Origin of the sequence: Pseudomonas sp. Pdm06 (assembly GCF_014851795.1) — a bacterium.
In the GTDB taxonomy this organism is placed as follows: domain Bacteria; phylum Pseudomonadota; class Gammaproteobacteria; order Pseudomonadales; family Pseudomonadaceae; genus Aquipseudomonas; species Aquipseudomonas fluorescens_AA.
In genome coordinates, this window is record NZ_JACVAH010000002.1 from 298,812 (window position 1) to 314,420 (window position 15,609).

Consider the following 15,609-nt stretch of genomic DNA (forward strand, 5'->3'; position numbering starts at 1 on the left):
TATGGTTATGAACATCAGGTTTCTGGGCGTACCCCTGGTCGCCGTGGCATTTATGGCTCTGGCTGGCTGCGCGTCGCCCACGGTAGTGACCTTGCAAAACGGTACCCAGTATTTGACCAAGGACACCCCTAACACCCGTACCGCCGACGGCTTCTACGAATTCGAGGATATTTCCGGCAGGAAAGTCCGTGTCCGCGCCGATGATGTGGCGACCATTCGCAAGGAAGACTGATTTCCAGTGACTCGCCTGGCAGGCGGCCATCGCTAGCAAGCCCGCTCCCACAAAGTCCGGCGGTGAACACAAATCCTGCGTACGCCTGTGAACCACTGTGGGAGCGGGCTTGCTCGCGATAGCGATCTCAGGCGAACACGATCCCTTCGCCGCCAACCTGACCGATACCAACCCCCACCAGGGTCACGGAGCTGTCACCGACCTTGAGCAGCGTGTCATTGCCCACTTGTGAGAGGTGCTCACTGTAGTCATGCCCTGCCCCGGCACCGGGTACGCCGAGGAACACCAGTTTGTCCCCCGCCTCATAACCGCTGATCCGATCCTGGCCGAACGCACCATTGAACAGAAAGGTGTCGCTGCCACCGCCCGATTGCATCAGGTCGTTGCCCACACCGCCGACGAAGGTGTCGTTACCCGCGCCGCCCACCAGCACATCGTTGCCGTCCTGGCCGAACAGCCAGTCACCCTTCGCGCTTGCCACCAAGGTGTCGTTGGCCGCACTGCCCTTGACCGAAGACGCATACGCCGTCAGGTTGCCGCCCGCCACCAGGCCATTGACGGTGACGCCGTGGCTCACCTCATCCTTGAGCAACCCCCAGAACAACCCGGACTCCTTACTGACCAGCGTGCCGATGTCGCGGGTGATGCTGATCCCGCCATGGGCATCGCGCAGGTACAGCGTCCCAACTCCGTCATGGGCGAAACTGAAATCCTTCACCGACTGCTGCAGTTGCAGGCTGTTGCTGCCCTGCCCGCCCAGTATCACGTTGTAACCACCGCCATCGCGAAAGGTGTCGTTGCCGGCGCGGCCTTCCAGATAGTCGTTGCCCTGGCCGCCCTGGATCAGGTCGTTGCTGTCGCTGCCGATGATGAACGTGCTGCCGGTATGGGTTTGAGCGTTGCGGTTGAGGTCCTGCACCCAGGTATTGGCCCGGGCGGGGTCTGACAGGTTGGCGACGATAATGGTGGAGTCTTTTTCGGTGAGGTCGTAGAACGCCGAGCCCATGATCCGGCCCATGCCATCGCTGTAGCCGCTGGGCAGGTGGGAAATCCAGGTGGGGATGTTGAGGATGGAGAACGGCAAGACGTTCCATGCCGCCGAAGCGTAGTGGTCGTTGAAGCTGACGATGTTGTTGGTGGCCGACTCCTGTTGCCCATCGTGCACGCCCACCGACGCGAGGTTGAACGTCGAACCGTCCAGGGCGCGGAACACCGGATCGTTCTCGTAACCGATGTTCAAGACCTTGTCGGTACCGCTCTGGGTCGGCGAAGCGTAGGCGATGTAGTTGGCATCGGCGTAGAACCCCGACCATTGGCTGGCGCTCAAGTCCGCCAGGCTGTTGACCGCCAGACCGCCCAGGCTGTGGCCGCTGACCAGCACGTCCGCGCCCGTCAGGCCATGGGCCTGGGCAAACTTCGCGACGTCCCCCAGCAGGTTGCCAAAGGCTTCGCCGGCGTAGTTTTTCGCATAGTCCTTTGGGCCTAGGGCGGCCATCAGGTCGTTGATCACGTCGCCAATGGAATCGCCAATCAGGTTTTCCCGAGGGCCGCTGGTGCCGCGAAACGACACACCGATTTCCTGCAGGTGACCCGCGCTGTCGTACTTGCCGAGGATCTCGACCTGGGCGGTGGTGTAGCCGGTTTTCTCACCAAAAAACGTCCCGCGGCCATCCACCTTGCCGGCGTAGCCCAATTGCGTGGCGCTGATGGGCGTCCAACCTGCCTTCTGCACCGCCTCCAGGGCCAGTTTTTCCGAATCAGGGTTCCACGGCACACCGGGAATCACCCCTTGGGAGTCGGTGCCCCCCAGCAATGCGGTGACCAGGGTCGCCGGCAGGCCGGCACCGAAACCGTTGTGCTGGTACCCGGCGGCAAAGCCGTGGTCGAGGTTGTGGTAGGAGTACAGCATGATCGCCATTGCGTCGCTGACCAATGCCTTGGATTCGGTGGTGCCGAGGTTCTTGTAGTCGTAGATACCCATGGTTGTTGCTCTCTTTTTGTTGTTGGAATGCTAGAACCGGGAGGTACAGTTTTTGTGGCGAGGGAGCTTGCTCCCGCTCGGGTGCGTAGCAGCCGCCCTGGGGAGCGCTTCGCACTCCAGCGGGAGCAAGCTCTCTCGCCACAGGGGTATGTCCAGCCCTTCTTCTTGGTCAGAACTGCCAATCCAGGGTCAGGCCCACGCCGTGGGTTTTATCCCGGGAGCCGATTAGGCCGTTGTAGTCCAGATTGACCCGCACATCCTTGGCGACTGCGAGCCCGGCACGGGCGCCAACCACGGCGGCGTTACGGTCCATGGACACGCTCTGCACCGCGAAGGTATTGCTGCTGCCGGCGAAGGCCAGGTCCTGTTCGGACGTGGTATGGCTCAGGTTGTGCTGCCAGCCGAGGGAGCCGGACAGTTGCAGTTGCTGTTGATCCGACAGCGCCAGGGTGTGGCTGGCCCGCAGGCCCAGGGTCGAGAGCACGGCATCGCGGCGGTCGTCGCCACCGTGCAGGGCGGCGTTGTCGCCTTTCTCATGGAAGCTGTCGCTGTCCAAGTGCACATAAGCCAGGTTGGCGAACGGTTCCAGGGCCACCGCTTGCCCGTCCAGGCGATACGCCGCTTCGGTGAAGAGCTGGGTGGTCCGGGCATCGCGCTTGGTTTTTTCCCGGCCATTGACGTCGCCCCATTGCAGGTCACGCTTGACGTCGATGCGATGCCAACTGTGGGCGCCGCCGACGGTCAGGCGCAGCGCGTCGATCTCATGCCCCACATAGACACCCAGGTGATAGCTGTCGGCCTTGGCCGAAGAATGGGTGCCATCGCCCATGCTCAACGAGCTGTCGCTGTAGCCAGTGACGAAGCCCAGGCGTGTCTGGTCGCCGATCAGGCCATCGACACCGGCCAGCAATCCACCGATGGAGCTGGTGGTACTGGCTTGATCATGCCCACCCTCGTTCTTGCCCCAAGCCCCCAGCACCTTGAACCAGGCATTGCTGCTGGCATCGGTCGGCGTACCGGCGTCGTAAAGCGCGCCCTGGCGCAGGCGATCACCCACGGCGTCGCGCAATTGACGGCTGTCATTGATCAGCAGCGTGCCGATGGCCGGATGGATTTCACCGGACAACTGCTGGAACGCCTGCTGTGCCACGGCGGCGCTGGGTGCCAGCAGCAAGGCCTCGTACAACCCGTTGCCAGCGCCCAATCGCTCGGCGGCAGTGGCCACGGAGCGCTGGTTGGGCGTCAAGCCGAGGCTGGCAAATGACGCGTCGTTACGCTCGACCGCCAGTTGAATGCCGCTGGCGCTGTACGCCAGATCGCCCCCCAGAAACGCGTAGTTGGGCAAGACTTCAGCGAAACGCCCATCAATGCCACCAGCGGCCTGCAAGATATCGAACTGCCTGCCCAACAGGCTTTTCACTTCGCCAGCCGTCAGCAGTGTCGGGCTGTTTTCCAAGGACAGCGACACCGTCGCCCCGTCAACGGACGCCTTGCCACCCGCCACGATCAGGTCGCTGGAGGTGGGTGAGACTTCCACTGCGTAGTTCGAGCCGGGTTGGAACGTCACGTCGCCGGCCACTTGCAAGGTGCCGATGGAGTTGCCCGGCGCCACGCTGCCGCCGCGGCTGGCGGTCAGGCTGGCGATGCGCCCGTTGCCGCCGAGGATACCGCCGTCGTTGACGGTAACCGCCGACGCCAGCGAGCCATTGATCGCTAGTCGCCCTTGATTGACCAGGGTCGGCCCGCTGTAGGTGTTTTCGCCGGTGAGCACCAGGGTGCCGATGCCTTCCTTGGTCAGCCCGCCGTGACCGGCAATGTCGTTGCGCCAAACGTCCAGGCCACATTGGATGCCGCTACACAGCCGTTCCGTGGGTTTGCCGGCATCGATGATCGCGCCGATGCCCGGCAAGTCCGCCACGAACTGACCGGAACCATAGGCGCCATCGATGCGAAACTCCGCGGGGATGTCCTGCTCGGTCACCAGCATAGACGGACCGTCGATGGCCTTGCCGAGGTTGATCATGCCCCAGCCGTACAGCGAATCGACGCCCGGCGCGCCCATGTCGGTGGCGGTGGTACGCAACACACTCGCAACCTGGGCGCCGGTCATATAGGGGAAACGCTCCATCAACACTGCCACGCTGCCGGCGACATGGGGCGCGGCCATGGACGTGCCGCTCTTGTTGGCGTAGCCCACGGTCAGGTCGTCGGCACGGGTACCGCCGATCACCGCGCTGTAGACCCGGGTGCCCGGTGCCGACACACAGAAACTGGCGGTGTAGCCGCAGCGCGACGAGAAGGTACTGATGGTGTACGGATCGGCGCTGGCGGTGTCCGGGTTGACCTGCAGCGCCGCCACGGTGAGCCAGTTCGGCGCGATGTCCGGGACGAAGTACGCCAGGCCCGCGATGGCATCGGGATTATTGAGGTTGTAGTCGTTGCCAGCGGCGAAGATCGTCACGATCCCGCTGCGGGCCGCGGCGATGGCCCCCTCGTAGGCGCCGCCGGGCTTGGTGCCCAACAGCGGTTTGATCTGATCGAATTGAAGTTGCGCATCCTGCACGGTGAAGTGCGGGAACGCCGGATCGCGACCGCCCTGGTCGAAGCGGTCGGTGATACCAATGCCCCAGCTGTTGTTGATGATCCGTGCGCCGCTGGCGATCAGCGCGTCCCAACCGGCCTTGTACACCGCGCCATCGTTGCCCCGGATGATACCGTCTTCGGGCCCCGGGTCGCCGTTGTCAGCGCTGATGATCTGCGCATCGAACGCCACGCCGTGCATCGGGCTGCCGTCGCGACTGCCGGCGGCGATCCCGCCGACATGGGTGCCATGGGACCCCAGCTTACCGTCCGAGCCGACGGTGGGTGAACCGTCGTAGCGGAATGGATCACCGGCCTTTACCGGGATGTAGGGATCGGTGTATTCACGAATGCCGCTGGTGACCAAGGTCACGACTTTGCCGGTGCCGGAGAACTCCGGGTGGGCCGCGTAGACCGGCTGGTCGAAGATCCCCAGCTTGACGCCCTTGCCGGTGTATCCGGCGGCGTAGGCCTGCTGCGCGTTGATCGCACCCAGCCCCCATTCGGCGTTGAATTCGCCGCTGTGCCAGCTGTCCGGGTCACCCGCCCTGCCGCCCTCGACATAAGGCGCCGCCTGGGCCGTGCCCAAGGTCGCCAGTGCGCAGAGCATGGCGTGGTTGAGGGCCTTGAGCAGAAACAGGCGACCTGCCGGCCTGGGGTGTTTTTTGTTATCGATTTTCATCACGAACCATCCTTAGTTGTTGCAAAAATCCTGGGGGTGCGCGGCCTGATGGGACCTGTCCTGGCCTAGTGGCTTGCTTTGACCTTGGCCTTTGCCTTTGCCTTTGTGGCGAGGGAGCTTGTTCCCGCTGGGCTGCGCAGCGGCCCCAAAAAAGCCTGCGAGCGCTCCGCACTCGAGCGGGAGCAAGCTCCCTCGCCACAGCTCATTGAATGGGCGCCCGGGACACAAACGCCTCATCCACCTTCGCCAGGTCCTGCGGGCCGAGGGTGCCGGCGTAGTAATGCAACTTGGTCCAGGCCATGAGGTAGTCGTAGCGGGCCTGGGCCAGGTCGCGGCGAGTGGTGTAGAGCTGTTGCTCGGCATTGAGCGCGTCGAGGTTGACCCGCTCGCCGCCGAGGATGCTTTGCCGGGTCGATACCACCAGCGCTTCGGCGGAGCTGAGGGCTTTCTGGTAGGCGCGCAGTTTGTTCATCCCCGACACGCAGGCGCTGAACTGACGGCGCAGTTCGATCAGCGTCTCGCGGGTCTTGGCCTCCAGCTCGTATTCGGCCTGTTCCATGTTGCGGCTGGCCTGGCGGGTCGACGCCGAGACACCGCCGCCCGCATACAGCGGCACGCTGACTTCCAGGCCGATGGTGTTGGTGTCGTAGCGCTGGTTGTAGGTGTTGCCACTTTCCGATTCGTTCTGGCGCATTGTTGCGTAGGCACTGACCTTGGGCAGGTGTCCGGCGCGGTTGCGTTCGACCTCGAAGCGCGCCACATCCACCGCCTGGCGCTGGGACGCCAGGCTGGGGTTGTTGCTCACCGCCAGTTCGTGCCAGGTGTCGAAACTGGCCGGCTGCAAGGCAAAGGTCTGGAAGGTGTCGTGCAACGGCGCCAGGTCGCCGATATCCAAGGCCGGGACGCCTATCAGCGAGCCGAGCTCACGCAAGGCGGCGTCCTGCTCGTCCCGCGCCTCGATTTCTTCGGCGATTGCCAGCTCATAGCGCGCCTGCGCCTCGAGGATGTCGGTGCGCGTGCCTTCGCCCTGGCGAAACAGTTGCTCGTTCTGCTGGAATTGCTGCTCGAACGCCTTTTTCTTGGCCTGGGCAATGTCGATCTGGTCCTGGGCGAACAGTGCCTGGGTGTACTGACTCAGCACCCGCACCAACAGCGCCTGGCTCTTGTCCCGAAAACTTTCGTCGGCGAACAATGCCTGGGCCACACCCTTTCGGTAGGCCGCGTACGCTTCGTAGTCCAGCAAGGGTTGTTGCAACGTCAGGCTGGAGCCGTAGCTGCTGTAGTTGCGATCGTCATGCTGGCTGGCGCCACGGTCATTGAGGTAGGTGACCTTGGATTGGTTGCGGCCCTTGTTGTAGCTGTAGCCCAAGTGCGGCAACAGCCCGGCACGGCCAATGGCGCGGTTTTCCAGGCCCGCATCGCGTTCCTTGATCGCGCCCAGGTAGATAGGGTCATTGCGCAGGGCCTGCTCGTAGAACTCGAAGGGCCCCATGGCCCAGGCGTTGCCGCACACGGAAACGGCCAGCACGGCCATCCAATAGAAACGCTTCATACCGCCAGACATCCTTATTCTTCGGTCAACGCAGAGCCGGCTCGGTCGAGCAGCGGTTTGAACAGGTAGTTGAGCAACGAGCGCTCGCCGGTACGTACGAACATTTCGGCCGGCATGCCGGGCTTGATCACCAGGCCGTTGAGCTTGTCCATCGCCACGTCGCTGACGCTGCTGCGCAGCACGTAATACGGCGCGCCGGTCTTCTCATCGAGCATCTGGTCGGCGGAAATCAGGCTGACTTCCCCCGGCACCCGCGGCGTACGGTTCTGGTTGAAGGCGGTAAACAGGATGTCCACCGGTAAATGCGGGCCGACCTTGTCGATCAGGTGCACCGGCAGGTGCCCTTCCACCTCCAGCCGCGTGCCCTGGGGGACGATTTCCAGCAACGTGTCGCCCTGGCGCACCACTGCGCCTTCGGTGTGCACGCCCAGGTTCACGGCGATGCCGTCGGCGGTGGCGAGGATTTCGCTGTGTTGCAACTCGAACCCTGCGGATTTCAGTTGCTGTTGCAGGGTTTCGCTTTTGAGCTGGGCATCGGCCAACTGACTGCGCACTTCTTTCTGGTATTCCTCGTTGTGCTGCTGCAACTTCAGGCGCGACTCGACGATCCCCTGCTCCACCCGGCCGCTTTCGCCGCTGTTCTGCGCCAGTTCCTGCTGCACCTGCGACAACTGGCGCTGATAGTCCAACAGGCGGTTGCGCGGGATGTAGCCGTTGTCCGCCAAGGGCTGCAGGTTGCCCAGTTGCAGACGCAGGGATTCGGCCTGGGCGGTCAAGTCGCCGCGGGCCCGACGCATGCCGGCCAATTGCGCCGTGGCGCCCTCGATGCTGGCGCGCAACGCCGCCTGCTCCCGGGCGAAGGCTTCGCGGCGACTGCTGAACAGCTGCCGCTGGCCTTCGAGCACCAGGGCCAGGCGTGGATCGGGATCGCGACTCAGCTCCGCCGGGAAACTCACCTGCAGCAGGTTGTCCCGCTCGCTTTGCCAGCGCGCCAGGCTGGCCCAGGTCATCCGGTACTGCGCCTGCAGCGATTGCACATCGGCGGCCGCCTGGGTCTGGTCCAGGCGGAACAGCGGCTGGCCCTGCTTCACCGCCTCGCCTTCGCGCACCAGGATCCGGCTGACCACACCGCTGCTCATCGATTGCACCGCCTTGCGCTTGCCTGAAACCACCACGGTGCCTTGCACGGGGATACCTTGGTCCAACGGCGCCAGGCTGGCCCAGGTGAAAAAACTGCCGGCACCCACCAACGCCAGCACCCAGCCCATACGGGTGAAGAAACGGGCGTCGCGCTCCGGACGTTCAACGTCTTGAGCCTGTTCGAGGTTCATCTGGCATTCCTTGCTCATGCGCCACCCGGTTTGTTGGCAGCTTGGTACTGGCGACTCATGCTCAGCCCGTTGGGGGGTGCCTGGGGACGGTCCCGTTGTGGTGTCTCCGATTGGCCGGACAGCGCCCGCAGTACTTCCTGACTAGGCCCGAAAGCCTGGAGCCGGCCTTCGTTGAGCACCAGCAGTTTGTCGGCCTGGGCCAGCGCCGAGGAACGATGGGTCACCAGCACGACGCTGGTACCCTGGGCCTTCATCTGCGCAATGGCACCGGCGAGCGCGGCCTCGCCAACCGTGTCGAGATTGGAGTTGGGCTCATCGAGCACCACCAGGCTCGGTCGGTCGTACATCGCCCGGGCCAGCGCAACCCGTTGCTTCTGCCCGCCGGACAAGCCAACGCCGTCCTCCCCAAGCACGGTGTCATAGCCCTGGGGCAGGCGCAGAATCAGCTCATGAACCCCGGCCTGTTGCGCGGCGGCGACGACTTTTTGCGGATCGGCATCGCGAAACCGGGCGATGTTCTCGGCGATGCTGCCGCTGAACAGTTCGATGTCCTGAGGCAGATAGCCGATGTGGGGGCCGAGTTGGTCGCGATTCCAGCGATGAATGTCAGCCCCGTCGAGGCGCACCGTCCCGGCGAGGGTCGGCCACACGCCCACCAATACCCGGGCCAGGGTGGACTTGCCGGAACCGGACGCCCCCAGCACGCCCAGTACATCCCCGGCGGCCAGGCTGAAGCTGACCTGCTGCAATGTCGCGTTGCGTTGCCCCGGTGGGCCGGCACTCACGTGTTCAAAGCTCACTTGGCCCTTGGGCGCTGGCAGTGTCATGCCGTCGTCCTGGGGCGCAAACGCTTGCAACAGCGCATCGAGACGGCGGTAAGCCAGCTTGGCGCCGCTCCACTGCTTCCACACGGCAATCAACTGATCGATGGGGCTCAACACCCGTCCCATCAGGATCGACCCGGCAATCATCATCCCGGCGGTCATGTCGCCCTTGATTACCAGCAACGCGCCCAGGCCCAGCACCAGCGATTGCAGGCACAGGCGCAGGGTCTTGCTCAGGGAACTGATCACCGCGCCGGTATCGCTGGCCTGGTTTTGCAGGCCGAGAAAGCGTGAGTGCACGGCAAACCAGCGGCTGCGCAGTGCCGCGAGCATGCCCATGGCCTGGATCGTTTCGGCGTTGTGCAAATGGCTGGTGGCCAATTGGCTGGACTGTTGCGAGTAGACGCTGGCCTGCCCCAAGGCTTTTTTGGTCATGGCCTCGTTCAGGCATGCCAAGCCAATCAACAACAGCGTGCCGACGGACGCGAACACGCCGAGCCACACGTTGAACAGGTAGATCACCAGCAGATAGACGGGAAACCATGGCGCGTCGAAGAACGCGAACAGCGCCGGGCCGGTGAGGAATTGGCGAATATGCGTGAGGTCGCCCAGGGATTGCCCGGCGTTGCCTTCACCCTGGCGCAGATTGCGCTCGAACGCGGCCCGGTACACCTGAAGGTTGAAGCGTCTTTCCAACTGGCTGCCAATGCGGATGACCACGAAGCTGCGCACCATTTCCAGCAGCCCGATGAACACAAAGAAACCCACCACCATCAGCGACAACATCACCAGGGTGGTTTCGTTCTGTGATGACAGCCCGCGGTCATACACTTGCAGCATATAAATCGAAGGCGCGAGCATCAGGACGTTAATCAGCGCGGTAAAACAACCGACACTGATCAGAATACTTTTATAATCGCCCAGCGCTTTAAACAGCGGCGCCGAGGCAGCGCTCCTTGCCTTGTTCATGAACCTTCCTTGTTGTTGGCTTCGCCAGCGAACTGGCCGTTAGTTCAACTGACCAATCTTTGATTGTTTATTCGGTCCATACCGACACGCACGCCTGTTTGAGCAAGCGTGTTTCGATCATTGCGCAACTGTACTAACTCGTTAATGAGCACCCTGGGACTTATTTCGTTCAAGCCTAAGTATCAAACCGGACTTCAAGGTGATTTGGTAATGATGTTCCTGACGCAACCCCAGGTGCGTCCTGGAGTCTTGCTTGCCGATCAGGGAAAGACCGTCGGGCTCGGTAAACCAACGAACCGGCTCATCCCCCAACCAGTGCCCCAGGCAATCGGTTTGCCCACCGAGGGTCTGGTCTGCCTTGAGCTCGACAAGGCAAGTGTTGGACGGTTTGTCCTGCATCGCCTGGCTTTGCGCGGTGTCCTGCGGGCTCGACAAAACGGCCAGCCATTGACCGGCCAACTGCGAGGGTTCTGCTAACAACAGGCTGCGCGCCATGGCGACTTCTCCACAAAACATCATCAGCGTAGCGAGCAACCCGACGGTTGCCTGAACGCTACAGGGCATCGATTTTCTACGCATTCGCTTGATCCTGGCCAGGTTCCTGTAGGCGCGTCGCGCGAAGCGAGGCTGCGATCTTTCTCCTACCACTTGAAAGATCGCAGCCTGCGGCAGCGCCTACAGGGGTTTAGCCTTACGCCACGATATCCGAGGCCGCCGCCTGGCCAACGGTGCTGACCAGGAAGTCAGCCACGCCGTGCCCGGAGAAGTCCACCGACAGCAGGCTGTTGCCACCCGACGTCGACAGCACCGCATCGCCCGCCGCACCGGTGAAGGCGCTGACGAAATGCAGGCCCGCGCCCTTGGTGATACCGGTCAGGTCGATCTTGTCCAGGCCGCTGACGAAATCGAGGATCTGGTCGGTTGCCCCCGGCCGCGAATCGGAACTGGCGGCGAACACGAAGGTGTCCGAACCCGAGCCGCCCCAGAGCTTGTCCGCCCCACCGGCGCCCCACAGGATATCGTTGCCGGCACCGCCCTTGAGCTCGTTGGCCACCGAGTTGCCGATCAACAGGTCGCTGCCCGAGCCGCCGATAGCGTTTTCGATGACGGCGCCCTTGGCGATGGACACGTTACCCACCATGCCACCCACGTCAGAGAACGAGGCGTCATTGAGGTTGATCTTCTGGTTCTGGGTGAACCCGGAGAAATCCAGGGTATCGCGGCCGCCCGCGTCCCATACCGAAAACACCACTTTGTCCGACGACGAAGTGGCACTGAGAAAATCGCGACCGGTGTTGGAGTTGAAACCGTAGGTCGAGTCGCCGGTACGGGTCGTGGTGTTGGCACCGTAGAGCTTCTGGATCGCCGCGATGTCATCCATCAGCGGACCCGAGGCGTAGGCTTCGACGCCGCCCTTGCTGAAGTTCTGGTCGGTATTGCTTTCGCTCCAGTAGCTCATGACGCTGTAGCCACGGGTGTCCTGGCCATAGGTGGCGTCATCGTAGGTCGGACTGCCTTCGCCGGCGTTGTAGTCACCCGGGTGGGCCAGGCCGAGGGTGTGACCGATTTCGTGGGTCAGGGTCTGGCGGCCGTAGTTGTTCAGGTCCGGGTTCTTGTTCTGGGTGTAGCTGCTGTTGATCAGGTACCAGGACGTCCCGTCATAGCCGGCGCCGGTCCCCGGCAGATAAGCGAACGCCGCCGCGCCATCCTGGCCGCCGCTGTAGTTGCCGAAGGTCATGTGACCGTCGCCACCGCTGGCTTTCTCGGTGAAGGTGACATTGGCCACGTCCGCCCAGGATTGCATGGCCAGGGCGGCCTGGCCTTTCTGCTGGGCGCTGAACTGGCTGAAGCCGCTGATCCCATGTTTGTTCATGGTGCTGGAAGAGGCAGACGTCAGGAAGGTATAGGTCAGCTCGATCTTGCCGCTGCCGTCCCGGTCCTGGTAAGCCGCGCCGTCGCGCAGCAACTGCGTGGCCGCCTCGTCGACGGAGTACGACGGTTTGCCGTTGACGGTCAGGTTACCGCCGCGGTCGTATTGGTGGCTGAAACTATTGATCTGGTTGAACGCATTACTGGGAGCCGCCAGTTGCGGCGCCCAGAGCAGTTGTTCGGCAGAATCGATAGCGCTGCTTTTGACTTTCGACATAAACACACTTCCTTGTTTGCAAATGGAACAATTTAGTCAGACAGACGATCTCTGGCGAGATCGTCCTATCACTCGCCCAATGAGGACGTAAGAAACCTGACACAATTGGAAATCAAACGTCTAGCAATTTTTTTCGTTCAATTTCACGCCCTGCCCCTTAACGCCCATAAACAATAGGTTTCTGCCTCGCTAGTGCGCGCACTCAACTGCCCGAGTTGCAGATTGTCGGACAAAACTCTATTTAAATATTAAATAGCGATAACTAGTCATTAGCCGGCGGTGTCGCACTTTCGTCAACTAAGTGCCGGCGAAGTGCTATTAATGAATATCTACTAAACCTCTACGGTTTACTTGCGCACACTTCCCGCAAACAGCCTCGAAACCAGCGATGCACGGGGTCGGCGTCCATTCGCGGATGCCAGAGCATGGCGATCGTGAACCCAGGCACCGAGAACGGTAGCGCGAAACTGTGCAGACCGGTCCGCAGGCTGGTGGTGTAGCGCTCAGGCACGCTGGCGATCAAGTCGCTGGAGCGGGTCAGCCCCAGCGCCGAGGAAAAACCTGGCACGGTGGTGACGATTTCCCGGGACAGGTTCAGCGCCGCCAGGGCCTGGTCGATAAGGCCATGGTCCAACCCACGCATCGAGACCCCGACATGCCCACCCGCTGCATAGCCGGCGGCGCTCACCGCCGCGTGGCTCAGCGGGTGCCCCATGCGCACCACGCCAATCAAGCGGTCGCTGAACAACGCCTGGGTTCGCAACTCCGGGCTGGTGTCCTTGTCCACGACGGCGGTCTCCAGGTCCACGGTGCCTTCGCGAAGCGCCGTGCTGTCCCGGTCGGTCTTTTCCACGAAACGCAACCGCACACCCGGCGCTTGCTCGTGAATCCGGGCGATCAGGTCGATGGCAAAGTTCTCCACGAACCCCTCGCGGGTGCGCAGTGTGAAGGTACGGCTCAAGCGCCCAAGATCCGGCGTCGTCACCGGGCGCAGTACCGCCTGAGCCTGTTGCACCAACTGACTGACCTGTTCACGCAACTCCAGCGCACGGGGTGTCGGCACCAGCCCTCGCCCGGCCCGAACCAATAGCGGGTCACCGGTGGTTTCCCGCAATCGCGCCAGTGCCCGGCTCATGGCCGATGGACTGAGCCGCAGCCGTCGGGCGGCGCGGGCCACGCTGCCTTCCGAGAGCAGCACATCGAGGGTGACGAGTAGATTGAGATCAGGCGAAGACATGGCGAAGTCTCGAATCGAATAGATGGCGTCTGGTGCAGCTATAACCTGCAAACGCTGCGTCTTCCGCCATGTTATGCCTGGTTGTAACGTTCCGACAGCGCCATTTCGAGCGCCACGGATACAGGTGAGACGATGAAGCCCATCCACACGCAACCAAGCCGGCCGGCAACCGCACCCGCGAGCCGGTTCTCTTCACCTCGTTGGGCCCTGGCCAGCCTTGCGCTCTCGACGCTGTTGGCCTCCCTGGGCGCCAGTGTGGCTGCCGTGGCGCTGCCGACGCTGGCCCAGGCCCTCGATACCTCCTTCCGGCAGGTCCAATGGGTGGTGCTGGCCTATCTGCTCGCCATGACCACGCTGATTGTCAGCGTCGGCCGCTTGGGTGACCTGATGGGCCGTCGCAAGCTCCTGTTGGCCGGCATCGCCTTGTTCACCTTGGCCTCGCTGCTTTGCGGCCTGGCGCCTTCGCTTTGGCTGCTGATTGCAGGTCGGGCGCTGCAGGGCCTGGGGGCCGCCATCATGATGACGTTGACCCTGGCCCTGGTCGGCGAAACGGTCGCCCAGGAAAAAACCGCCAGCGCCATGGGGCTGCTGGCAACGCTGTCGGCGGTGGGCACCGCCCTTGGGCCGTCCTTTGGCGGCCTACTCATCAGTGGGTTCGGCTGGCAGGCCTTGTTCCTGGTCAACATCCCCCTCGGCCTGCTGACGTTATGGCTCGCGTGGTACTCGCTACCGGTGCGGCAAGTGCCGTCGAAGGCGGAAACGATTCGTTTCGATATGACCGGCACGGTGCTGTTGGCGTTGACGCTCGCCGCTTATGCCTTGGCCATGACCGCCGGGCGCGGGAGCATTGGCGGGTTGAACATTGCGCTGCTACTGGCCGCGCTCGTGGGCGGCGCGCTGTTCGTTCGGGTCCAGTCCCGGGCCGTGTCGCCACTGATTCCCTTGGCAGTGTTTCGCGACAAGTCATTGGTCTCGGGCCTGGCGACGAGCGCCCTGGTCGCAACGATCATGATGGCGACGCTGCTGGTCGGGCCTTTTTACTTGTCCATCACCCTCGGACTGCCAGCGACTTTCGTCGGGTTGACGCTGGCGGCAGGGCCGACCGTCGCGGCGCTGGCCGGGGTGCCTGGCGGACGCCTGGCGGGTCGGTTCGGCGTGCAACCCATGCGGTTCGCCGGCCTGGCGACCATGGCCCTCGGCTGCCTAATGCTGTCACTGGTTCCCCCTGCCCTTGGCATCGCCGGCTACATCAGCGCCATCGTGGTAACGACCCTGGGCTATGCGTTTTTCCAGACCGCCAACAACACGGCCGTCATGGCTGATGTGGCTGCCCAAAGGCGAGGCGTCATCGCCGGGCTGCTCAACTTGTCGCGCAACCTGGGTTTCTTCACTGGAGCCTGCGTGCTCGGCGCGGTGTTTGCGAGCGCAGCGGCGACAAATGACATCACCCGCGCCAGCCCCGAGGCCGTGACGAACGGCCTGCACACCACCTTCGCCGCCGCCCTGGCGATGGCGGTCCTGGCCATGGTCATCGCCTTGAAATACCGCGTGCCAGAGCGGTTGAACGAAGTCGAGGACACGCCCAACCAAGTGTGATGGCATTCTGAGCATCGCCGCTTAAGTCGTGATCCAAATCAAAAAAAGTGAACCAATCGCAAAACGGACTGAAAAAATCCACATGAGCTTCATTTTCAGGTGCTATTTTTAGTTCTCACTGGTAGAGCCATGATGGCTCTTCCTTCCTGACATGAGCAAAAGGAAGCGCTCGATTGAAGAAGGTGGGCAACACATGAATAAAGGATCTTTCAGCAAGGTTACGTTCCCCAACGCTTGCCAGTTGATGCGCTGGCACTTCCATCCCATGGGATTCGAAGCGAGCATGGATGCGCCAGGCAGTATGGTTGCCCGGCTATTTGACCGTGCCAGCGGCGAGACGATGATCGCCATTGCGGGGATCCCCTGCGCGACAGTGATGAATGCGCCGGATGTGGAACGAATAATCGAGGCCGTGGAGGCCGAGCTGGAAGCGTTTGTGCCACCGGTAGGCTTGCGGCGGTTCGCTTCCTGACAGGGAA

At 62.7% G+C, this 15,609-nt stretch carries 11 protein-coding genes; 3 read left to right on the plus strand and 8 right to left on the minus strand.

The genetic code is table 11. The annotated features are described in order from the left end of the window. The first annotated feature begins 7 nt into the window (after positions 1-7). Entirely contained in the window at positions 8-232 is a 225-nt protein-coding gene (locus tag IB266_RS04490) for a YgdI/YgdR family lipoprotein (protein ID WP_060743223.1), read from the plus strand. Positions 233-359: 127 nt separating this feature from the next. Here IB266_RS04490 and IB266_RS04495 read toward each other — a convergent pair whose 3' ends face one another. The 8 genes from IB266_RS04495 to IB266_RS04530 form a co-directional block, all read right to left on the minus strand. Then, a complete protein-coding gene (locus IB266_RS04495) occupies positions 360-2,213 on the minus strand; it encodes a polyurethanase (RefSeq protein ID WP_192260327.1) in 1,854 nt (617 codons plus the stop codon). Positions 2,214-2,382: 169 nt separating this feature from the next. Next, positions 2,383-5,403 carry an autotransporter domain-containing protein gene (locus IB266_RS04500; RefSeq protein ID WP_412548287.1) on the minus strand — a complete coding sequence of 1,007 codons (3,021 nt, stop codon included), beginning with the start codon at positions 5,401-5,403 and terminating at the stop codon, positions 2,383-2,385. 274 nt (positions 5,404-5,677) lie between these two features. Next, complete coding sequence (locus tag IB266_RS04505) at positions 5,678-7,027, minus strand: TolC family outer membrane protein (RefSeq protein WP_060742409.1); 1,350 nt, start codon at positions 7,025-7,027, stop codon at positions 5,678-5,680. A 14-nt stretch (positions 7,028-7,041) separates the two neighbouring features. Next, positions 7,042-8,376 (minus strand): HlyD family type I secretion periplasmic adaptor subunit, encoded by a 1,335-nt coding sequence (locus tag IB266_RS04510; protein WP_060742410.1) that lies wholly within the window; start codon positions 8,374-8,376, stop codon positions 7,042-7,044. Continuing rightward, on the minus strand, positions 8,373-10,151 hold the full coding sequence (locus IB266_RS04515; RefSeq protein WP_192260329.1) for a type I secretion system permease/ATPase: 1,779 nt from the start codon (positions 10,149-10,151) through the stop codon (positions 8,373-8,375). Before IB266_RS04515 ends, IB266_RS04510 begins: the two co-directional genes overlap by 4 nt. 141 nt (positions 10,152-10,292) lie before the next feature. Beyond that, positions 10,293-10,730, minus strand: coding sequence for an AprI/Inh family metalloprotease inhibitor (locus tag IB266_RS04520; RefSeq protein WP_225613408.1), 438 nt, complete (start codon positions 10,728-10,730; stop codon positions 10,293-10,295). Positions 10,731-10,842: 112 nt separating this feature from the next. Continuing rightward, on the minus strand, positions 10,843-12,297 hold the full coding sequence (locus tag IB266_RS04525) for a serralysin family metalloprotease (RefSeq protein WP_192260330.1): 1,455 nt from the start codon (positions 12,295-12,297) through the stop codon (positions 10,843-10,845). A gap of 340 nt (positions 12,298-12,637) precedes the next feature. Then, positions 12,638-13,534, minus strand: a complete 897-nt coding sequence (locus IB266_RS04530) for a LysR family transcriptional regulator (protein ID WP_192260331.1) — start codon at positions 13,532-13,534, stop codon at positions 12,638-12,640. A 132-nt stretch (positions 13,535-13,666) separates the two neighbouring features. Between IB266_RS04530 and IB266_RS04535 the strand changes: the two genes are divergently transcribed. Further along, positions 13,667-15,130: an MFS transporter gene (locus IB266_RS04535; protein ID WP_192260332.1), complete on the plus strand. Its 1,464-nt coding sequence runs from the start codon at positions 13,667-13,669 to the stop codon at positions 15,128-15,130. A 193-nt stretch (positions 15,131-15,323) separates the two neighbouring features. Next, entirely contained in the window at positions 15,324-15,602 is a 279-nt protein-coding gene (locus IB266_RS04540; RefSeq protein ID WP_003201764.1) for a DUF1652 domain-containing protein, read from the plus strand. Positions 15,603-15,609 lie beyond the last annotated feature (7 nt).